Consider the following 22063-nt stretch of genomic DNA (forward strand, 5'->3'; position numbering starts at 1 on the left):
CCATCCGAGCTAGGGAATTGCAATCAAAGGTACATTCTGCTGAGGGGGAGACCCATTTTGGTTGCCAGTACGCAGGCTCCCGTTCCATTTGCCTGACGTCGGGCCAGCTTGTCCGTTTTCGACGTATCCCCACTTACCGAGGAACTTGCATTCATTCTGCGGAGTTTCGTAGAGTTCCCACTTGAACCATCCCGTTTTCCCAGCGAAATGCCAAAGTCCCTTGATGTAGACGGCATCATTTGGGGTCGCGCCATTATTGGGCGAATTGGGACCCGGGAGCGGCCCGGTGGACGGAATTGGTGGAGTCTGTTGACGGTTCTCAATCTGTTTCCGCACCTGCGTGAATGTACCGTTTCCGAATTGAGTTTCGTACTTTCCGGATCCCAATTGATCCTGGCCGCTCTTCATTAGGGTAACCATTGCGTCAATTTTAGGTCCGCCAGCAGAGTCGTATTTAGAGTGCCATTTCGAGTTGAGTGTCGGGTCCGACTGGGCGGATGCACCGCCAACCAGAACGGCGGTGGCGGCGAATAGCACGATTAAACGCGTGAGGAATCGCATGTCGGTCTCCAGAGGAGGGCAAGAATGGCATCGGAGCCGGCTACATAAACCAACACCGCGCTAGCGGCCGTATTCTATTGGATTCTTGGAGGTCGCGAGTGAATTAGCGATGATTTGGTTGGACGGACTGCAGTTTACCGCTGCGAACGCTTGGAAATCCGGCTACTGTCGGAGCGGCAGCGCAGGTGCCTGTCCTTTCCCGTTTTGAGATTGGTGGGGGGATTGCTGGGCATCCCTGTTTGTTGTGTTCTCAGAAGATGCGGCCGGAGTTTTAGCTCCGCTTTTTTGCTATTTGAGCTTGGAAATATGGCCGCTCCCGGAGTGGCAGCGAGAGTGCCTGTCCTTTCGCATTTTTTTCCCGTTTCGCTGAACAGGGCCCGTGTTTTCGCTTGGGGGACTGCTATTTGAGCCTGGAAAACTGTTTGCAATCAGAGGCGTCGCGAAAGTGCCTGTCCTTTCGGGTTTGGTGGGATGATTGTTGGTGGGGAGGCGTGTGCCGATCGGGGGTGGATGGTGGCGCGACGTTTTGCCTGTCCTTTATCGACTTTCGTCTTTGAGGGTAGAATTTATCGCTTTGCTACGTTCCTTGGCTCCGTTGGGGGCGGTGCGGGCAACGCGTTTCCAACTATGCGGAATTCTGTACCTTGATCACGAAGATTACCGGCAAGCTTGCTTCGCTGAACGATGAGTCGGCGGTTTTGGATATTCCTCCGTTTGAGTACGAGGTCTTTATTCCCGATTTCACGCGGCGACAGTTGCAGGGAAAAATCGGCTCCGATATCGCTTTGCACACGTTGAATTATATCGATGGCAACGCTGCTCAAGGCGGTCGACTGTCACCTCGCCTGGTCGGTTTTATCGCGCCGGTGGAAAAGCAGTTCTTCGAGCTGTTCTGCAGCGTCGACGGTGTCGGCGTCAAGAAAGCGTTGCGGGCGATGGTCCGTCCGGTCAAAGAGATGGCGGTGATGATCGAGCAGCAGGATGCAAAATCTCTGTCCAGCTTGCCTGGGATCGGGCCGGCGACTGCGGAGCGGGTGATCGCTAAGCTTCGTCGCAAGATGCCCCGGTTCGCCCTGCTGGTCGGTCGCGATGCAACTCCCGAAGATGGCGACGATCAATCGGATGTCGTTCGCGATACGTTCGACGCGCTGCTGGCTCTGGGACATGGCGAGGCCGACGCTCGCCAATTGATCGACGAAGCGATGGCAAGCAAGAAGAAGTTCAAAGATACCGAGTCGCTGCTGACGGCGATCTATCAGAAAAGTAGCCAATAGGTTTTGACGTAAACTCGTTGGAGTCGAGGCCTGCATGGACCTCGCGGTTCAGGTCGGCTGAAGCCTTGACTCCAGCGCGTCTGTCGACTGAAGCCTTGACTCCAGCGACTCGGGTGACTCCAGCGCTGTCTTTCTGTTTTCGGCTGCACTAAAATAGCCAGCGGCAGCGAGCGACTGTGGGCGTTGCCACGCGTTTGCTGGAACCGGAGCTCTCCTTGGTGAATCCTCCGATGCTGTCCGAATTTTCCTAGAGAGAGCCGATCATGTTTCGTCAACTGAGCCTCGTGTTCCTATTCGCTGTGATCGCCAGCCCCGTGTGGGCCAAAGAGCCGACGCAGGATCTGCCGTCGACGGAAACGCCCGCGGTGGTGAAGGCTTGGGTCGAAAGCCATCTCGAAAATCTGATCGCCAATTACCGCTGGTTTCACACCCATCCAGAACTCTCGTTCGAGGAACGCGAAACCTCCGCTCGGATTGCGAAACTGTGGCGTGAAGCCGGCTTCGATGTCACAACCGAGGTCGGTGGTTTTGGAGTCGTTGCGATCCTCGAAAATGGCCCCGGTCCTTGCTTGATGTTGCGAACCGATCTGGATGCATTGCCGTTAGTCGAGAAAACGCAATTGGCTTATGCGTCGCAGGTGACGACCCAAAACACCGACGGTACCGACACCGGAGTGATGCACGCCTGTGGCCACGACGTTCACATGACCAACCTCGTTGGCGTCGCTCAATTCCTGGCCGGCCATCGCAATCTGTGGCAGGGCACTCTAATGTTGGTCGGCCAGCCGGCAGAGGAACGTGGGGCGGGAGCCAAGGCGATGCTCGAAGATGGCCTGTTCACTCGTTTTCAAAAGCCCGACTTTGCAATCGCGCTTCATGTGGGAAGCGATGTTGCGGCGGGGAAGGTGGAAACGTTGGCAGGCTTCGCGATGGCAAACGTCGACAGCGTCGATATCACGATGATCGGCCGCGGCGGCCACGGCTCGGCGCCTCACACCACGATTGATCCGATCGTTCAAGCTGCTGCTCTGGTGATGGATCTGCAGACGATCGTCAGCCGCGAAATCAAGCCCTTGGATCCGGCAGTGGTCACCGTCGGATCGATTCACGGTGGGACGAAGCACAATATTATCGGCGACCGCTGCCATCTGCAGCTGACTGTGCGATCGTACGATCCCTTGGTCCGCGAGAAATTACTGGCGGCGATCGAGCGGAAGGCAAAAGCGGTTGCCGTCAGCTTTGCCGCTCCCGAACCGGAGATCAGCATCGCCGAAGGGACACCGTCGTTGAGGAACGACGATCAGCTGGCCGCGCGGATCACCACGGTCTTTCAGAAGTTGTTGGGCGAAGCGAACGTGAGCACGCCGACGCCGTCGATGGGAGGCGAAGACTTCAGTCGCTACGGCCGCGCGGGAGTGCCGATTCTGATGTACCGGCTGGGATCGGTCGAAGCGCGGCGGTTGGAACGCTACGAGGAATTGGGAACCAATCCCCCGTCGCTGCACTCGAGTCTCTACTACCCCGACATCGAACCGACGTTGACGACGGGGCTGCAGACGATGGTTGCGGCCGCGCTTGAAATCCTCGGCAAATAGCACCGGCAGCAAAAGGCTTGCCGGTGTGCGGACCGATCAATCAAACGCTTGCGGACAGCGGCAACTAGATGATGCCGCCGTGAACGCGGACCGGCGTCATATGGCTTGGCTGGTCGAGGAACCAGAAGCGTTCCCATTCATCGACGACCTGGCGAAGGTCTTCGGAGGTGAACAGCAACTGTTTGACACGGTGTTCAGGCCGAGCCGAATAGATTGGCAGAAAGCAGCCGCCCAACGGGCCGAGACATAATGCCAGGGCGGTAATCTGAAATAAACGTCGCATCGCCGTTCCTCCGTGAACGTCTTTGTCTGCCGTGGAAGTCCATTGTCGGGATCCGAGTCTGCTCGGAATCACTACGCAGGAAATCGATCGAACTACATCTCGAAATCTTAATCAGCCAACGGAACGGTCTCCGAAGGCATCGTGTGTTGTCGGGTCGGCGGGCTTGTTCAAACTCTCGTCGGTTCTTCCCAGCGAACCCAATTCGGATTCGGTCTGGTGATTCTCAACAATGCCCGCCGTCAGTTCGGCAACACGCGACTCCATCTCCTTACCTGGCTTGAATGTCACGACATATTTTGCCGGTACACTCACTTGTTTCCCCGTGCGGGGATTCCTGGCCTTTCGGGCAGCCCTTAATTTGACTTCAAAGACACCAAAGTTCCGCAGTTCGATCCGCTCCTCTTTGACAAGCGAATCGATGATTGCATCGAACGTCTTTTGAACGATCTTCTTGGTTTGTTGTTGAGTCAGCCCGACTTCCTCGGAAATCGTTTTGACAATGTCTTTTTTGGTCACAAACTCGATCCCCAAGACGGATGATTCAGCGTTGTAAGTCCTTTGCACGACGCTACTTAGTAAAGCGAAGTGTAGACGCAACCGAACCTGCCGTCAAGATCGACCGATCGCAAGATCGAAACGACCTATACAACCGATACTCTCCGAATCGGCTCTCTAGCCCGTAAACTTCAACAAAGCCGTAAAGATAGTGGTACTAGACGTTGGCTAGCATTTACTAAGCCGATTCCACTTTCGGTTTGTATTTCGCTAGCTCTCACAACTCCCCCGCCGGAATGTCCTGCTTTCCTTTGCTAGCGTCTGCGATACAGCCTGAAAATCGAGCCGTCTCGCTGCACTACAACATGCCGACGGTTTGCGGTTACGCGGTTTTTCGCAAATTGGGGCGAGAGGCTCCCGTTGCGATGGGCTCCTGAAGGGAAGAGCTGCCGAGCGTTCGCTCGACGCCCTCCCCTATCAAAACCTTAGGAGTCCGTCATGAACATCGCCTCAATCGCTTCTCCACCCATCGATCGATCGTCGCTGCGACGCGATCGGAGAACCTCAAACCTCTTCGCCGCCGAGAGTCGACAGTTGGTGGGATTGCTGATCGTCGCAGTTGCTAGCGTTGGAGTTCTCTTTGCCCGGCCAGCCGATGCGGCTGGCATGTTGGTCGCCGACGGCGGGTTGGGGGGCGTGCTGGAGATCAAACAGCAGGATGTCCGCGTGACGATCAACAACGGGATCGCTGTCACGCAGATCGACCAAGTCTTTGTGAATACCGAAAGCCGGATCGTCGAAGCGCTCTACACCTTCCCGGTTCCCCGCGGCGCGAGCGTTTCAAATTTCAGCATGTGGATCAGCGGCAAGGAGATGATCGGAGAGGTCGTCGAAAAGCAGCGGGCTCGCGAGATCTACAACAGCTACAAACGGGTGCGACGCGACCCGGGGCTGCTCGAACAAGTTGATTTCAAGCAGTTCGAAATGCGGATCTTTCCGATCGCCGCCGGTGCGGAACAACGCGTTCGAATCGAATACTACCAGGAACTGCAGCTCGATCACGACTGGGGCACCTACGTCTACCCGCTAGCAACTCAAACCGCAGGCCGCGCGATCGATACGCGGGTGCAGGGCCGGTTTTCGATGAACCTGGAACTTCTCAGCGAGGTGCCGTTGAAGGAACTGCGAAGCGAATCGCACGAGGACGACTTCGTGGTCGTCAACCACACCGAGAGCTATGCTCAGGCGAGCATGGAGCTGACCGAAGGCGATCTTTCCCGCGACATCGTGCTAGCGTTTCAGACCAAACGGCCGCAGACGGGAGTCGATGTTGTCAGCAGTTGGCCCGAGGGAGAAGACGGCTACTTTATGATGACGATCACGCCGGGCGAGGATCTCAGCAGCACGATGGAGGCGATGGATTATGTCTTTCTGTTGGATATCAGTGGATCGATGGCGCGGGATGAGAAGTTGGCGATCAGCCGCCGGAGCGTCGCCGCGTTTATCGAATCGTTGAGCCCCGAGGATCGCTTCGAATGCCTCGCCTTCAACTTGCAACCGACACCGTTGTTTCAAGAAGCTCGCGCCGCGACGGCTGACAATTTGGAAGTCGCCAATGAATTCTTTGCCGCTCAACGCGCCCGCGGCGGGACCGTGCTGGGGCCAGCGCTGAAGATGGCTTACGGATATCGCGATGCCGATCGACCGCTGAACGTTGTCCTGTTGAGCGACGGGCTGACCGAACCGGGCGAGCAATCGGAACTGCTGCGGTTGATCGGAGCCCGACCCGACGGAGTCCGCGTGTTTTGTGTCGGCGTTGGCAACGAAGTGAATCGTCCCTTGTTGGACCAGATCGCGACGCGAGCAGGCGGATTGGCGGCGTTTGTTTCGACCGAGGATAGTTTCCGTCGCCAAGCACATCTGATGCGTCAAAAGCTGGTTCGCCCAGCGATCGCCAACCTGTCGGTCGATTTCGCCGATTCACGAATCAGCGAAGTCGAACCGCAACGACTGGGCAATCTGTTTTACGGCACGCCGCTGCGTCTGTTGGGGCGGTTCTCCTCCGGCGGTCCGACTCAGGTGACGATGAAAGGCGAGATCCAAGGGAGTCCATGGGAACAAACCGTCGAGATCCCTTTGCCGACGGAGCGATCGAAAGCCGACAACAGCCTGATCGAAAGGATGTGGGCGTTCCGCAAGGTCTCGCGGTTGTTGGACGAGGAACGAGGCGGATCGGGATCGCGCCAAGCCGAGATCGTGCGGCTGTGCGAAGGCTATTCGATCGTCTCTCCCTATGCTTCGATGCTGGTTTTGGAGAACGACGCCGAATACAAGCGATGGAAGATCCAGCAACGCAACGCGACGCGGTTGAGCCGCGATCGGGCTTCGCAAAAACAGGTCGCCGATAAACTGGCGGCTCTGCGAAACCGCAGCCAGGAGTACCTTGTATCGACGCCAGCGAAACCGGCGGCCACCGATCCGCCCGCTGCAAATAACCAAGACGCTGCGAATAATCAAAGCATCCCCGCCGGCAACTCGCCGGAACCTGCCGCGCCCGGCCAATCACGCTCGCGTCGCGGAGTCGATCTCGATGTGCGTCCCTTCAGCGGAGGCGGCGGAGGCGCGATCGATCCGATCACCGCCACGTTGGCAATTTCCGCTGCCGGAGCGGCCGCCTGGACACGTCGACGCCGTAACCGACCGGCGAAGGTTTGATACCTGCGGGAAGGGTGGACCGGCAGAAGGAGATGCTGGGACGAAGCCTTGGTAGAACATAAACCGACCCGATGTGGAGCGAATCAGCGATGAAGACGATTCCTGTTCCTGTGACGATCACGATCGTCCTGATATCGATTCTTGCCGCGGTCTTTCCGAGCCTCACGTCGTTGCTGGAGCTCGATTTCCAGCGGGCCGCGCAAGGAGAGATTTGGCGTTGGATCAGCGGACACGTGGTCCATTTTGATTGGAACCACTTCTTTTGGGATGTCAGCATGTTCGCCACGCTATCGGCGATCTGTGAATCGAAGTACCGCTGCGTGTACGCTCCCATCTTGATCGGCAGCATGTTGATAATCTCTCTATCGCTAGCGATCGTGTGTCCAGAGATCCATTGTTATCGTGGGCTCTCGGGAATCGACACGATGTTATTCGGATGGTGGGTGATCGATTGGATACGAACGAACCTGCACGCCAAAGATTTGCCGGCGGCGGGCCTGGGAGGAATGATGTTGCTGGGGCTGGTCGGGAAACTCGGCTACGAAGCGGTCTTTCACCAGACGCTGTTTGTCCAGTCGGATGCCTTCGTGCCGTTGGTCGAAGCCCACATTGCAGGGCTGATCTGTGGTGCGACCGCCGCACTGGGTGTGCCTATCGTTCAGAATTGGACTCGAGTTCGACAGCCGATCTCAGTCTGAACGAGGCCGATCGACCCAGCGATAGGCTTGCTTGGAATTGAGCGAGCAGAAGTTGGCGGTCGCTGTGGCTCCCTTTTCTGCGGCGTATTGCATCGCGATCCGCTGCAGATCTTCGTAAGTGGCTCCGCGATCCGAGACGGGCCAATTGCTGGCGTAGATCACGCGGGAATCTCCAAACGCATTCCAGACGACATCCAGGTAGGGGCGATAGAATTCCAGGTCCGTCGGGGCCGGTTGCTTGCTGTGACGGGCCGCGCTTTCCACGAGACCGGAGATCTTGCAGTAGACGTTTTTGTGATCGGCTGCTGCACGAATCCCGTCGCTCCATCCCTGCGGCGGTCGATCGGCCGTGACCGGGACGTTGCCGATATGATTCTGTACGATCGTCAGGCTGGGCAGTCGACGCGCCAATTTGGCGATCACCGCGGGCGTCTCGGGGCCACCGTTGACGTCGAGCGCCAGGCCGCGGTCGGCGAGAGCTTTGAGTGCCGCGAGGTCGTTGGCTTCCAACAGCTTTTTCAAAAGCCCGACCGAGATCCGGATGCCACGAAACAGCGGGTTGGCGGAGAACCGAGCCAGATGTTTGGCGAAGTCGGGTTGGTCGGGATCGATCCGGCCGACAATCCCTAGGACAAACGGATCGTCCGCTGCCAAGTCGAGCAGCCACGCGTTGTCTTCCACCCAGGCGCTCGCTTCGACGATCACCGTCCCCGTCACCGGCCGGTATTGCTTCAGCTCACGCAGGTGTTTTGGCAAGACGGTTCGGTAGAGCGGCCCCGGGCCGGGCCAAGGCACTCCCTGTGGCCTGCTTGGATCGTAGAAGTGCGTATGGCAATCGATGATCTCCAGCGGCGGATCGCTTTCGGTCGCGTGGCTGGTGCCAAGGCAGAGGCCCGTCAATGCGGCGGCACCGCTCTGCAAACAACCACGGCGCGACAGCGTCGCCGCTTTGGATGACTCGGGAGGATTGGACTTCATGGGGCTCTCGCGATCTAGCGGTTGAACGTGGACTTGGTTGAGTTTAGCAGACTCCAGAGGGTGACTTCGTAAGCGTCATTCTTTTGGTCGCCGAGCAGACTGAGCAAGCGCGGCATTTCTTCGGCCGTCGGACAGCGCCAGAATGTAGTCGTGAACATCTGTTCGGCGATGTCCTCCGACGTTTTGCCATCGGCGTTTGTTGGAGCGGGCAGAGACCGGAGACGATTTGAATTGTACGGAGCCCCTAAAAGAAGCCCTGGGGTGAGCCCAGATGCGATCGGTTAGGTTTCGGCGGAACATCGCGTTAGAAGGTGAGGTCGAGCACTCAGCGAACCGATTGTTCGCAGTCGAATCTCGCCATCGAGACGTTTTGGGAAATCGAACAGGCTTACACCGGGAAACTGCTGTTGTACGCTGCTGGTGTCCGAGTTGGTGTTGTTGTAAGTGGTTTGTCGGTAACGGGTTGCGGCCTTTCTGGTGTTGTTGTTGAGCTGTGTGGGGTCTGAAGCTAAGACTGTAGTCGGTGTCGGTGTTATATTCGCTGAGATTGCTTCGGGTAGCTCCGGGCGATTCGGTGTTTGTGTGGGCGTATCTTGTTGTTATTGCCTGCGCGCTTTAAGCGAATAAGGGCACGCAGGTCGCTCCCGCATGAGGGGGCGTCTTGCTTATTCTGACGACGCTAATCGGCAGTCCCGTCGTCGATCAAAACGATCATTCCGTAGTGTCATTATATGTTCAGCTGTGCATGTATCTGGCGCAGGTGACCGCAGGAGTCCTGATTGCCTGGCGTCGAACGGCGCGGAACTCATCCTTTGGCGATCTGCCTGTAAGGACCGCCGGTGGGCGAGGTGCCGGCAACCGAGTTTTGACACGTTTGCGAACGGGGAAATTGTCGCCGACATTCCATCAGTTCGACAAGCAAACTGCCCCGAACAACGCTAATCATTAGCTATACGGAAAGCCAAAGCGAGTTAATTGAAAATGCGTGCCACCAGGTGGGAACGGATTGGTATTAGAGCTGCCGATCATTCCACTTTTCATACCGTTCGACACTGTTCCATTCAGCAACCGATACTTCTTGGAACCGATAAGGCACGAAACCTGTTCAGGACAGCAGCCTTTCTTTTCATGGCCAACGACCGGAGATCCAGCGAGTTCAGTCATTTCGCCCGCCGGATACCGCCAGCAGTGCGAATTAGATTGCTGAAAATCGATGGATTCAATGCTAGGCAAACCGATACCGCGGAATCACTCGCCGATTCGTTCGTGGTTTGTGACCCCTGGGCCTGCCACCGAAAGACGCAAATTTGATTCGCCGTTGAGATCTCGCAAACGCGATCGGAGCATCATAGAGCAGGATGCAGGCCCTGTGCGGGGCGTGCCCTCGCCATGTGAGGGTTTCGCCGAGCTGGACCTCCTTCGGTGAACGTTCGCCTGCATCCCGAAAAATTGAAATCTGCCCTGCCCCGTACGGATCGGCACTGACTGCGACTTGTTTCCGGGCGTTTTCGGAAGCCGATTCCGTGAGCAAAAAGCACGATTCCAATTCCCGTTGGTGGGATCAGTCGACGGACGAAGCCAAAATGGAGTCGCAAATGCAGTCGGTTTCCGATTCGAGCCTACTCGCGGCGACTGCATCTTTGGTTTGATGAAGTTGGTGAAACGAGAATGCAGCAGGTAATCGATCAGGAGATGTTCGACTCCAGCAAAACGAAGGTCTTCCGTTCCAACTATCGCCAAGCGTGAACCGCGTTTCTTGGGAAAGAGCCTCCGGATCGTCGCGGTTTTGTGCTAACGAAACGATCTAGCGCTAAACCCGTCGCTGATTTTTCAACACACGCTCGGCAAATTGTGGATGAGGCTGGGGATCCGGGGCGGCAGCTCGGCAGTTGATAGCAATAAAGTTCTCTAGGGAGAGTCGCGCTCCGCGCAAAAGTGTTGTTTCAGTGACGCCGACATTTGCCGTGAAAGTGCAAAGGTTTAGGGAATCGCCCGCGGAGGTCGCCGGCTACGCCAGGGTGGAGGAAGTGTAGGCACTATGGTTTTGCCGAATTCCAATGCTGCCGAATCGATTCACTACATTGAGGTGCGATCGGCGCACGAAAAAACCCGCTCGGACTAGTTAAACCCGAGCGGGTAATTGTGATTGCTGAACCGCAACGTCGATCTGCGGTCAATTCGATCGATAGCAAGTATCGAAGCATGATTGCCGATAGGCAGCATGTGAATATCCCACTGATTTCGTTGCGATCAGCGCACGAAAAAACCCGCTCAGGTTGGCGAAAACCTGAACGGGTCTTTGTGACTATTGGTGGTGTGCCTCTTGCGAGGCGACTCTTATTGATAGCTTGAGATCGTTATCCACGGTATGAAATACAAAGGTCACCCTAAGTAAATCAGAAATCCTTAGAAAGGAGGTGATCCAGCCGCAGGTTCCCCTACGGCTACCTTGTTACGACTTAGTCCCAATTGTCGAGCTGACCTTAGACGCCTGCCTCCCTTGCGGGTTAGCTTGGCGGCTTCGGGCCCTCCCAACTTTCGTGGCTTGACGGGCGGTGTGTACAAGGCTCAGGAACACATTCACCGTAGTATGCTGACCTACGATTACTAGCGATTCCGGCTTCATGCAGGCGAGTTGCAGCCTGCAATCCGAACTGAGGTGCACTTTTTGAGATTTGCTCCACCTCGCGGTATTGCTTCTCTTTGTATGCACCATTGTAGGACGTGTGCAGCCCTGGTCATAAAGGCCATGAGGACTTGACGTCATCCCCGCCTTCCTCCGGTTTGACACCGGCAGTCTCTTTAGAGTCCCCGGCATTACCCGCTGGCAACTAAAGACAAGGGTTTCGCTCGTTAAGGGACTTAACCCGACATCTCACGACACGAGCTGACGACAGCCATGCAGCACCTGTGTAAAGGCTCCCCGAAAGGCACCCTCCGCTTTCACAGAGGTTCCTAAACATGTCAAGACCAGGATAAGGTTCTTCGCGTAGCCTCGAATTAAGCCACATCCTCCACCGCTTGTGTGAGCCCCCGTCAATTCCTTTGAGTTTCAGCCTTGCGACCATACTCCCCAGGCGGAGCACTTAACGCTTTCGCTACGGCCGGGAGGATGTGGAAGTCCCCCCAGCCCAGTGCTCATCGTTTACGGCTAGGACTACCGGGGTATCTAATCCCGTTCGCTCCCCTAGCTTTCGTGCCTCAGCGTCAGAAAAAGCCCAGTGTGCCGCTTTCGCCACCGGTGTTCCTGATAATATCAACGCATTTCACCGCTCCACCATCAGTTCCGCACACCCCTGCTTTCCTCAAGCCTCACGGTTTCGGGCGCAGTTCCACGGTTGAGCCGTGGGATTTCACACCCGACCTGCAAGGCCGCCTACGCACGCTTTAAGCCCAGTGATACCGAATAACGTTCGTACGGTTCGTATTACCGCGGCTGCTGGCACGAACTTAGCCCGTACTTCCTCTGAAGATCGGTCAAGCACAAGAGATAACTCAAATGCATTTCCTCCCAACTGACAGCGGTTTACAACCCGAGGGCCTTCATCCCGCACGCGGCGTCGCTTGGTCAGGCTTTCGCCCATTGCCAAAGATTCTCGACTGCAGCCACCCGTAGGTGTCTGGGCAGTGTCTCAGTCCCAGTGAGCCGGGTCATGCTCTCACACCCGGTACCCATCTCAGCCTTGGTGGGCCATTACCCCGCCAACAAGCTAATAGGAAGCAGACTGATCCTTGAGCGGAATCACACCATTTGATCCGAAGATGTTATCCAGTATTACTGCCGGTTTCCCAACGCTATCCTGGTCTCAAGGGCACATATCTACCCGTTACTCTCCCTTTCGCCGCTCCTCCGTCTAGCAAGCTAGACTTGTCGCGCGACTTGCATGCCTAATCCACGCCGCCAACGTTCATTCTGAGCCAGGATCAAACCCTTCAATTGTATGCATAGACCAGAACCGAAGTTCCGATCGTGGCTAACCAAAGTAGTTTAAGCTGAACTCGCCGGGTTGGTCATCCCGGCAAAAACTTTTCGCCATTAGTTAAAAACTAACGGTCTCAAAGCTGAACTCAATAAGAGTTTCACCAACCAAATTGTCAAAGATCAAAGTTTTGTCTCAGTGCTGACTCGCGTGAGTCAGTTGATTCGAATATCTTAGTTGTTACTTAAGTTATCGTCAAGAGCCTGAGGACTCTTGAGTCAAAACTTTCAAGAAAGTTTTGACTCGTGTCTTGTTTTATGTCAGCGAGAGTTAGTAGCTCGGAAGTGATCGTTTCGTGATTCGCTTCTGTGCTGCCCTCGTTGGCATGGCAGAAATTTACAGGGTCTTCGCTGTATGGACAAGGGCCGTTCGAGAGATTTCAGAGAAATTTGTGTGAGAGAGTCGTTTGGGCCTGTAATTTGCCTACCGAACCGTTTTGGAAGTTTCTCCGCGTTGTTTTAAAAAGCTGCTTTCTTGGCGCGCAAGTTGGACAGTTTGGCCCGGCGGGACCGCATAAGTTCTCTGCCGCGGCTTGGTTTGAGGCCGTTTTGCCTTCTTCGGACGCTATATCGGCATCGATCAACGCTCGAATAGCGATCTGCTGACGCTTCGATGGCTCTTCTATATAGATAGCCGTACAGGAAGGTCGCCCCAGTGCCCTGCTCTTCTCTGCGGGGACAAGCGACTGCGCGAATGCTGCTTGGATGATCGGCGTTGGGGGCGGAGGTGGATCGGCCCGTCGTTGCGGTGGCGATTCGCTTCAGTCTCGCCCGGCGGTTTTGGGGCCGGGGCGAATTCGTCGGGTTTCGTTCGGGCGATTCGTGGGAGGAGGCGCTGTTGACGTTTCGCTTTCGGGTTTTCATGCGGGGATGCTGTCAGAAGTGGGGTAAGTGTTTGCTCGGGCCCGGTTCGTGAAGTAGTTTTCGCTGTATCGGTTGTCGGCACGCCGGTAAGGGCCGTTAGACAGGTGTTGGTTGCATGCGGGCGCACCGAGTCCGCGATTGTCAGTTTTGGGAGGGGTACGTGGTGGTTCCAACTGCTAAGCAGCAAGGTTCGGATAGTAAGCTCGATGCACTGTTGGCCAAGATCCACGGACTGTCCGATGGAATGGGGCGTCAGCCGACTCCGCAAGCGGAGCCGATGGACGCAGAACTTGTCACTCCCGAAAAGCCTGTTGTTGCGATTCGGCCTCAGCCGGTGCCGCGAACCGAAGCAGTCGTTGCGGCTCAGCCGGCGCGTCCTGCCGAGGCGAGTTCCTTTGCACCTTGCCGCGATGAGCCTTGGCGGCCGAGCGAGGTCCGCTCGCTCAGCGAATCGCGAATCTCCGAAACGCTGCTCGAACAGATCACGATGCGTTTTCTCTTAAACGCTGGGGAAGCCGATGGGCGCGAGATCGCCGAGCAGTTGAAACTTCCCTTTGGCCTGGTCGAACCGGGGCTGAATCGGATGAAGATGGAGCAGACGGTGGCGTATCGTTCTTCGACCGCCACGGGGGACTATCTATATGTACTGACCGAGAGCGGCCGCGATCTGGCTCGCCGCTATGTCGAGGATTGCACTTATTACGGCGCCTGCCCGGTGCTTCTTTCAGAATATGTCGACAGCGTTCGGCGGCAGACGGTCGAGGGGCAGCGGCCTCAAAAGACCGACCTCTTGAAGGCTTTCTCCGACTTGTTGATCAACCCCAGGATGCTTGAGCGATTGGGGCCGGCGATCAACAGCGGCCGCGGGATGTTCCTGTTTGGGTATCCCGGTAACGGAAAGACGAGTATCGCCGAGCGGGTGACCGCCGCGTTTGGAAAGTACATTTGGATTCCCCGTTCGATCTTTATCGATGGCGAAATCATGCGGGTTTACGATCCGATGAACCACGATCTGGCGATGCCAGAATCGGGGGGCGGGCTGCTGAGCGATTCGGCTTTCGATCGCCGCTGGGTGCGGATCAAACGCCCCACGATTATCGCTGGCGGTGAATTGACGATGGACATGTTGGAGGTTCGCCGGAATCCCGATAGCAACATCAGCGAAGCGTCGATGCAATTGAAGAGTAATTGCGGCACGTTGGTGATCGACGACTTTGGCCGGCAGCGGATGCGAGTCGACGAATTGCTCAACCGCTGGATCATTCCGCTGGAGAAGCGATACGACTTTCTCAATATGGCGAGCGGCAAAAAGATCCAGGTGCCGTTTGATCAGCTGGTGATTTTCAGCACCAATCTGGAGCCGAAGGATCTTGTCGACGACGCTTTTTTGCGGCGTATCCCCTACAAGATCGAGGTCACCAACCCATCGGAAGCTGATTTTCGCAAGCTGTTCGAGATCATGTGCAAGGTCACCAAGATCCCCTACCAGCCCGAACCGATCGACTATCTGATCAAGAACCACTACCTACCGGTGAATCGTCCGTTTCGCAATTGCCAGCCGCGCGACTTGTTGTTGCAGGTCCGCAATTACTGCATGTACCACGGCAAGCCGATCGAACTGTGCAACGAGTACTTCGACTTCGCTGTCGAGAACTACTTCTCGGTGATGTAGCATTCCGCCGCTACCGCTCGACCGGATCCGTAAAGGATCCGTAAAGGACAGGCACTTTGCGTTTCTGGCGCTCCTGACGATTGCGGCCAGCGTTTTCCGCAGCCGCGGCGGTGGCGAGCTCATTTCGTCAGCGTGCAAAATGGCTAATTGAGGCCAATTTCAGCGAGCTGACAGTTGATGGTGTGGGGGCTGTCGCAGCACCGCTTAGGCCTCTTTGCTATTTGGTCGTTCGACGCCAGTTCCTCTACTGAGCCATGGGCTATTTGCTGCTGCCCCCGCCGAGCCATTGCGTATGCAAATTCGTAAAGGACAGGCACTTCGCGGTTTTGTTGGCTCGAGTGATTTTGATTAGCGTTTTCTATAGTCGCAGGAGTGGCGCACTCGCTTCTTTAGCTGTCCAAACCGCCGGGAACGGAGAGTTGAGGAAGCCGCAGTTGGGGCATGCGTTCTTGGATCGGTGGTTAGTTTGCTGACGCAGCACCGCTTGGGCACTTTGCTGTCGGGGCGTTCGACGCAAGAGTTCCTCTGCTGAGACATGGGCTAATTGCTGCTGCCCCTGTCGAGCGGTTGCGTGTGCAAATTCGTAAAGGACAGGCACTTCGCGGTTTTCTTGGCTCGAGTGATGCCGACTAGCGTTTTCTGTGGCGGCAGTGGTGGCGAGTTCGCTTCGCCAGCTGGCCAAACCGCCGGGAACGTAGATTTGAGGAAGCCGCAGTTGGGGAGAGGAGCATTCAAGGCGGTCGTGCGTTTTCCGCCGCACCGCTGCCGGGGACTGCTCTCTGATTCGTCGTTCGAAGCCAGTTCCTCAGCTGAGCCATGGGCTAATTGCTACTGACCCTGTCGAGCGGTTGCTTGTGCAAATTCGTAAAGGAGAGGCACTTCGCGGTTTTCTTGGCTCGAGCGATTTTGACTAGCGTTTTCTATAGTCGCAGGAGTGGCGGGTTCGCTTCTTTAGTTGTCCAAACGGCCGGGGACGCAGGTTTATGGAAGTGGCAGTGGGGGGACGCTGTTGCTGCGGGGGAGCGATTTCCGCTTCCGCCGCGATCCCGCTGAGAGGGCTTTTTCTGTCTGGGCGTTTCGTTTTGGTTCTCGGCTGCGCTGTGGGGGGACTCAGGACCGTGACTATATAAGATGACAAGGAGTTCGTGGGACGGCTTCGCTTTACCGGAACGTTTGCTCAGGAGATCGCTTCGCGGACCAAGGATTCGAAGTCGAGTTCGAGCTGTTGGTCGGATTCGCTGCCGCCGAGTTCGCGATACATCATGCTCGGTTGGATGTCGCGACTGTTCTGATATTTGCTGCAGTACTCTTCGACATCGCCGCAGATCTCGTGGTACATGATCTGGCAGATATCGATCCCAGGATAGATTCGGATCGGTTGGACGGTGTAGATCTCCAGGGTCCAGTAGCCGCAGAACCCAGCGTCTCCGAAACCTGTGGTCACGTGGACGAACAATCCCAGTCGCCCGAGCGACGATCGGCCTTCGATCATCGGAACCAGGCCGCGGGTTTCAGTCCACTCACACGTTCGCCCCAGATAGAGGCAGCCCGGTTGCAACACAAAACCATCGGCGGGGATCTCCAGTCGCCGATACCGGTTCGGCTGCCGAATGTCCAACACCACCTCTTCGTAAACCAGCAGTTCGTCGTGCAGCGACAGATTGCAACTGTTGGGGTTCAGTTTGTCGTCGTCGAAGGGTTCGATGACGATCTGTTTTCCGATCCGCGACCTAATTTCTTCGCCCGATAGAATCATGCGATCTTTGCTCCGAGAAGGTCGGCGGCCAGGTGAGTGGGAGGGAAGCGTTGACCGCAGATGTTAATTCTCAGGCATCCGGGGACCCGATGTCAACTAATCGGCCGGACGAAACCTACCCGATTTCCAAAACAGGAATCCTTGGGGACCGGAGAATGTATGTGGTACACTTCCAATGGTTCCTGCGGTGGCAGTGTTCTCGCCGATCTGGGCCGCGTAGAATAAATGAAGCGATTACAGCAACTGAAAGTGCTTGTTTCGATTTTGTATCGAAGAGCGATTAAATAAACCCTGTGGAGTGCGTAGCGTGAGTTCAACGAATCCCTATCAATTTGAGACTGGCCAAGCTGGAATGGGCGGCAACATGATGGCTGCGTTTGCCGAAGAATCGGCTCGCGCCGGCTTCATTCGCAAGACGTATCTCCATCTCGCCGCAGCCGTCTTGGGCTTTGTCGGCATCGAAGCGCTGCTGTTGACGGCGGTTCCCGCTAACACGATGGAAATGATCGTCACCCGAATGGTTACCGGTTATGGCTGGTTGATCGTCTTAGGGGCGTTCATGGCGGTCAGTTGGATGGCTCGCCGGTGGGCCGAGAGCGGCGCGTCGCCGGGGATGCAGTACATGGGGCTGTCGCTGTACGTTGTCGGTCAGGCGATCGTCTTTTTGCCGCTGTTGTACATCGCGATGCGATTCGACCCCCAGACACCTGTGATCGCAGGAATGTTGACAAGCATCGTCTTTTTTGGACTGACAGCGTTTGTCTTTGTGACCCGCGTCGACCTTAGCTGGATGGGCAAGATCCTGTTCATGGCCGGGTTGGTCGCGATGGGAGCGATCGTCTGCGGCATCATGTTCGGTTTCTCGCTGGGGATCTTCTTCTCGGCGATCATGGTCGCGGTTGCGTCGGGGTACATCCTCTATGACACCTCCAACGTGCTGCATCACTACCGAACGGATCAATATGTCGCCGCATCGTTGGCTCTGTTTGCTTCGGTAGCACTTCTGTTTTGGTATATCCTGCAGTTGGTGATGTCGTTTTCGTCGAACGATTGATCGACGCCGGCTCTCGCTTAGCGGGAACTTTCATTTTTATGCGACCACTCCCGTAGTGGTCGTTGGTCAGGGGCAGTGTCTGGGGACAGCGATTAACCAATGTCCGATATCGAAAGTCTGACGCGATTGCCCGATCATTTTGATGGGACGGTTCGCCTGTTCCCGCTGCCTGGGGTCGTCAGTTTTCCGCATGTAATGCAACCGCTGCATATCTTTGAGCCGCGTTACTGTGATTTGCTGACCGACACGCTGGCTGCTGACCGATTGATCGCAATGGCGACGCTAGCCAGCGGTTGGGAGCCCGATTACGAAGGCCGTCCGGCGTTGGAAGAATTCGCCTGTATCGGGCGGATCGTTTCGCATACGCCGACCGACGACGAGCGTCACAATATATTGTTGTTAGGAATTCGGCGGGTGCGGATCCTGCAAGAGGTGGTCACGAATCAGACCTATCGAATGGCGAAGGTCGAGGTTTTGGACGACGTCTATTCGCCGCAAGCCGCCGCCGATCGGCCGCTGTTGAAGCGGTTGTTGTTGGAGGAGTTTCGGAAATACATTCCCGAATCCGCACTTGCTCAAGAGAACTTTAGCCAATTGTTGGACAGCCAGATGCCGTTGGGGATCGTCAGCGACATCATCGCCTACACCGTTGGCATTCCGGTCGCGCAAAAGTTGCAATTGTTAGCCGAACTCGATGTCGATCAACGGGCCAAGAAGTTGATCGCCGCACTGGCTCCTTCGCAGAGCAAAGGGGAGGTTTGCGGCCCGGAAAACGCATCGCTCTCGTCAGGATTTCCGCCGCCATTCAGTCAAAACTGACAGCTGATCCTGCCCCCGAGAGTTGACGGTTTGATATGGACGCCGACAGTATACGATTGCAAGCCGATCTGCGCGGAATCATCGAAGGGGATGTGTTGTGTGGGGATGTGCACCGGCAGATCTACGCCAGCGATGCGAGCATCTATCAATTAAAGCCGGCGGGGATCGTCCGCCCACGCTCGATCCGCGACATCGCGTCGTGTGTGCAATACGCTCGCGAACACCATCTTTCGATCCATCCCCGCGGCGCCGGTAGCGGTCTGGCGGGAGAGTCGCTGGGCCGCGGAATCGTGTTGGATATGTCGCGTTACATGCGGCGTTGGTACCGTTTAGACGATTCGTTGATCCGCGTTCAGGCGGGCGTCGTGTTGGCTCAATTGAATCGCGAACTCGCGACTCACGCCCGCTTGTACGGTCCCGATCCGCAGGCCCGCAGCGTGACCACGATGGGAGGTGTTCTTTCTCTGGACGCCTCGGGCAGCCATTGGCTCCGCTACGGATCGGCTCGCGACACCGTGCATTCGCTGCAAGTGGTCACCGCGACCGGCGAGATCGTTGAGTTTGCCAGCCATCATCGCGACTCCGAGGGCATCCCCGGTCGGATGGCGAAAGAGGTCACCGGGATCGCCAAGCGGCACTCCGAACAATTGGGGAAGCTCCGCGACGGAGCGCCTCACAATCACGGCGGCTATCGATTGGACCTCGCGGTGGCCGGGGACCAAGTCAATCTGGCCAATCTGTTGGTCGGGGCCGAAGGGACGCTGGGGATCATCGCCGAAGCGACGGTCAGCACCGAACCTATGCCGACCCACCGCGGCGTCTCGCTGTTGTTCTTTCATCGCTTGGAGCATGCTGCTCGCGGAGCGTTATTGGCAGCCGGACGTGGCGCGGCGGCTTGCGATCTAATGGATCGGCGGCTGTTGGAGATCGCTCGGGAGACCGACCCGCGGTTCGAACAATTGATCCCTCGCAATGCCGAGGCGATGTTGTTGGTCGAGTTCCAGGACGATCAGCTGCCCGAGCTGCGATCTCGTTTGCGCGACCTCAACGATTGTTTGTGCCGGCAGGAAAAGCTGGCCTTTGGTTCGCGGATGACTGTCGAACGCCGCGAACGCGATTTCTTTTGGCTGATCGTGCGGCGTGTGATCCCGCGACTGTATCGGTTGCGCGGCGATACGCGTCCGCTGCCGATCATCGAAGACATCGCGATCGAGCCTGCCAAGCTTCCCGATCTGATGGTCGAGCTGCAGAACATTTTAAAAGAGCATCAGATCACCGCGACGATGTTCGCTCACGCCGGGCACGGGCATCTGCACATCCGCCCGTTCTTGGACCTGGCCGATCCCGGCAGTCCGCAGGTCCTGCGCGAATTGGCGGAGTCGATCTTCGAGAAGGTCTTGGAGTTTGGCGGCACGATCAGCGGAGAGCATGGCGCGGGGCTCAGCCGCAGTTGGTTTCTGCCGCGGCAATACGGATCGCTGTGGCCGGCGATGATCGCTGTCAAACGGGCCTTCGATCCGGCCGGTCTGCTGAATCCTGGCAAGGTCGTCGGGTTGCCATCGCAGGGGCCCGATGAGAATCTCCGCAACGTGACGGCGATGATTCAGATCGGGCAAGAGACGGAGTCGGACGAGGAGGCGGATGCCGGTTCGGTCGCCGAGCCGAGCGTGCCGCGGTTGCCGGTGCTGCAGTCGTGGAACGATGAACCGATCGAGATGGCGACGCGAAACTGCAACGGTTGTGGGCGTTGCAAAACGCTGGCACCAAGCGAGCGGATGTGTCCGGTCTATCGCGTGCTGCCGATCGAGGAGGCATCGCCGCGGGCCAAAGCGAATCTGTTGCGTGGGGTCTTGGCTGGCGAACTGTCCGTCGATGCGTTGGCGACCGACGAGGTCAAACAGATCACCGATCTCTGTTTCGGTTGCCATCAGTGCCGGATCGAATGTCCCGCGTCGGTCGATATCCCGAAAATCGTCAACGAGCTGCGCGGGCAATACGTCGCCACCAACGGGCTGTCGGTCGCCGATTATCTGATGACGCGGATCGAGTCGATCGCGCCGCTGGCTAGCCGCGTCGCAACGGTTTCGAACTGGGTGCTGAAGAGTCCGCGTTGGCGTTGGGTTTTGGAGCGGACGATGGGGCTGGCCCGAGGCCGCCGGATCACTCCCTATGCGAAGCTCAGTTTCATGCGTTGGGCGGCGAAAAAACGACTGACTCGGCCGCTGCAAAAAGGTGGCCCCAAGGTCGCCTATTTCGTCGACTACTTCGCCAACTGGCACGACCCCGAACTCGGGCAGGCGCTTGTCGAAGTGTTGCGGCACAATCGCGTCGGCGTCTACGTGCCGCCAAATCAGTATTCGTCGATGATGCCGCGGATCGCGGCGGGCGATTTAAAAGGGGCGATGCACGCGGCGACTCACAACATTCGCATCCTGGCCGAAGCGGTTCGCCAGGGATATCAGATCGTCACGACCGAACCGACAGCCGCGCTTTGTCTGATCCAGGAATATCCCAATCTGATCGACAGCGAAGACGCTCGCCTGGTCGCCGAAAACACTTACGATTCCTGCCGCTATCTGTGGGACATGCATCTGCGGAACGAACTGTCGTTGGACTTTCGCCCGGTCGCGGCGAGCGTCGCCTACCACCAGCCATGCCATGTTCGCGCGATCGATTCGGGCAAGCCGGCTCAGCAGTTGATGGATCTGATCCCCGGGCTGCGCGTTCAGTCGATGGAGAAGGGGTGCAGCGGGATGGCTGGGCTGTACGGCATGAAACGGGAGAACTTCCGCAACAGTGTCCGCATCGGCTGGAATCTGATCAGCGGGATGCGGAAGGCTGACATTCAAGCGGCGTCGACCGAATGTAGCGCTTGCAAAAATCAGATCGAACACGGCAGCAACCGGACGACGCTGCATCCGATCAAGGTGATGGCCTACGCCTATGGGCGGCTTCCCGCTCTGACCGCTTTGGGTTAGAAGTTTATATAGGTAGGCGGCCGTACCGAGGTCCCCTGCCCTTCTGCGTCCGTTTTTCCTGAGCCTTGTTTTCCGTCGATGACCGATTCCCAAAGCACGATCGAAGTGGCGATGTTTGCCGCCGCCCAGGCGTTGGTGGGATCGGATTCGGTGACGCTGACGCTGCCCGCCGGCGCAACCGCTGGCGAGGTGTTGGTGCAACTGGGGCAGCGATGTCCGGAGCTGCAAGGTCTTTTGCCCGCCTGCCGGTTGGCTGTCGATCTGCAGTACGTGGCGGCGGATCATTTGATTTCGCCCGGTGCTCAGTTGGCGCTGATCCCTCCTGTTAGTGGAGGTTGAAGC

14 protein-coding genes and 1 rRNA gene are annotated in these 22063 nt (G+C 57.0%); 9 read left to right on the top strand and 6 right to left on the bottom strand.

From position 1 onward, the window contains the following. Window positions 1–9: 9 nt before the first annotated feature. Window positions 10–561 carry a hypothetical protein gene (locus tag CA51_RS02815; protein WP_145117592.1) on the bottom strand — a complete coding sequence of 184 codons (552 nt, stop codon included), beginning with the start codon at window positions 559–561 and terminating at the stop codon, window positions 10–12. A 644-nt stretch (window positions 562–1205) separates the two neighbouring features. On the opposite strand from CA51_RS02815, the gene ruvA reads away from it, so the two are divergent. Both ruvA and CA51_RS02825 read left to right on the top strand, forming a co-directional pair. After that, window positions 1206–1835, top strand: coding sequence for a Holliday junction branch migration protein RuvA (gene ruvA, locus CA51_RS02820; protein WP_145117593.1), 630 nt, complete (start codon window positions 1206–1208; stop codon window positions 1833–1835). 263 nt (window positions 1836–2098) lie between these two features. Beyond that, window positions 2099–3430, top strand: coding sequence for a M20 metallopeptidase family protein (locus CA51_RS02825; protein ID WP_197451544.1), 1332 nt, complete (start codon window positions 2099–2101; stop codon window positions 3428–3430). Window positions 3431–3494: 64 nt separating this feature from the next. Here CA51_RS02825 and CA51_RS02830 read toward each other — a convergent pair whose 3' ends face one another. Further along, window positions 3495–3713 (bottom strand): hypothetical protein, encoded by a 219-nt coding sequence (locus CA51_RS02830; protein ID WP_145091328.1) that lies wholly within the window; start codon window positions 3711–3713, stop codon window positions 3495–3497. 111 nt (window positions 3714–3824) lie between these two features. Then, window positions 3825–4229 carry an HU family DNA-binding protein gene (locus CA51_RS02835; RefSeq protein ID WP_145117596.1) on the bottom strand — a complete coding sequence of 135 codons (405 nt, stop codon included), beginning with the start codon at window positions 4227–4229 and terminating at the stop codon, window positions 3825–3827. 477 nt (window positions 4230–4706) lie between these two features. Here CA51_RS02835 and mprA point away from each other — a divergent pair, with 477 nt between their 5' ends. Both mprA and rrtA read left to right on the top strand, forming a co-directional pair. Continuing rightward, complete coding sequence (gene mprA / locus CA51_RS02840; protein WP_145117598.1) at window positions 4707–6923, top strand: MprA protease, GlyGly-CTERM protein-sorting domain-containing form; 2217 nt, start codon at window positions 4707–4709, stop codon at window positions 6921–6923. Window positions 6924–7012: 89 nt separating this feature from the next. Further along, complete coding sequence (gene rrtA / locus CA51_RS02845) at window positions 7013–7621, top strand: rhombosortase (RefSeq protein ID WP_197451545.1); 609 nt, start codon at window positions 7013–7015, stop codon at window positions 7619–7621. Here rrtA and CA51_RS02850 read toward each other — a convergent pair. Beyond that, window positions 7613–8599, bottom strand: coding sequence for an amidohydrolase family protein (locus tag CA51_RS02850; protein WP_145117601.1), 987 nt, complete (start codon window positions 8597–8599; stop codon window positions 7613–7615). The two genes, rrtA and CA51_RS02850, sit on opposite strands and share 9 nt — an antisense overlap. 2410 nt (window positions 8600–11009) lie before the next feature. Then, a 16S ribosomal RNA gene (locus CA51_RS02855) occupies window positions 11010–12539 on the bottom strand. 1390 nt (window positions 12540–13929) lie between these two features. Between CA51_RS02855 and CA51_RS02860 the strand changes: the two genes are divergently transcribed. Further along, window positions 13930–15114 (top strand): ATP-binding protein, encoded by a 1185-nt coding sequence (locus CA51_RS02860; protein WP_145123988.1) that lies wholly within the window; start codon window positions 13930–13932, stop codon window positions 15112–15114. A gap of 1177 nt (window positions 15115–16291) precedes the next feature. Here CA51_RS02860 and dcd read toward each other — a convergent pair. After that, the gene (gene dcd, locus CA51_RS02865; protein WP_145117603.1) at window positions 16292–16870 is read right to left on the bottom strand and encodes a dCTP deaminase; all 579 of its coding nucleotides are present in this window, start codon (window positions 16868–16870) and stop codon (window positions 16292–16294) included. Between the two features lie 307 nt (window positions 16871–17177). Between dcd and CA51_RS02870 the strand changes: the two genes are divergently transcribed. From CA51_RS02870 to CA51_RS02885, 4 genes are all read left to right on the top strand, one after another. After that, complete coding sequence (locus tag CA51_RS02870; RefSeq protein ID WP_231745966.1) at window positions 17178–17924, top strand: Bax inhibitor-1/YccA family protein; 747 nt, start codon at window positions 17178–17180, stop codon at window positions 17922–17924. A 99-nt stretch (window positions 17925–18023) separates the two neighbouring features. Then, window positions 18024–18743 carry an LON peptidase substrate-binding domain-containing protein gene (locus CA51_RS02875; protein WP_145117605.1) on the top strand — a complete coding sequence of 240 codons (720 nt, stop codon included), beginning with the start codon at window positions 18024–18026 and terminating at the stop codon, window positions 18741–18743. Window positions 18744–18778: 35 nt separating this feature from the next. Beyond that, window positions 18779–21721, top strand: a complete 2943-nt coding sequence (locus tag CA51_RS02880; RefSeq protein WP_145117608.1) for an anaerobic glycerol-3-phosphate dehydrogenase subunit C — start codon at window positions 18779–18781, stop codon at window positions 21719–21721. Between the two features lie 78 nt (window positions 21722–21799). Next, on the top strand, window positions 21800–22060 hold the full coding sequence (locus CA51_RS02885; protein ID WP_145117610.1) for a MoaD/ThiS family protein: 261 nt from the start codon (window positions 21800–21802) through the stop codon (window positions 22058–22060). The last annotated feature ends 3 nt before the right edge of the window (window positions 22061–22063 follow it).

Origin of the sequence: Rosistilla oblonga, assembly GCF_007751715.1 — a bacterium.
Classification (GTDB): Bacteria; Planctomycetota; Planctomycetia; order Pirellulales; family Pirellulaceae; genus Rosistilla; species Rosistilla oblonga.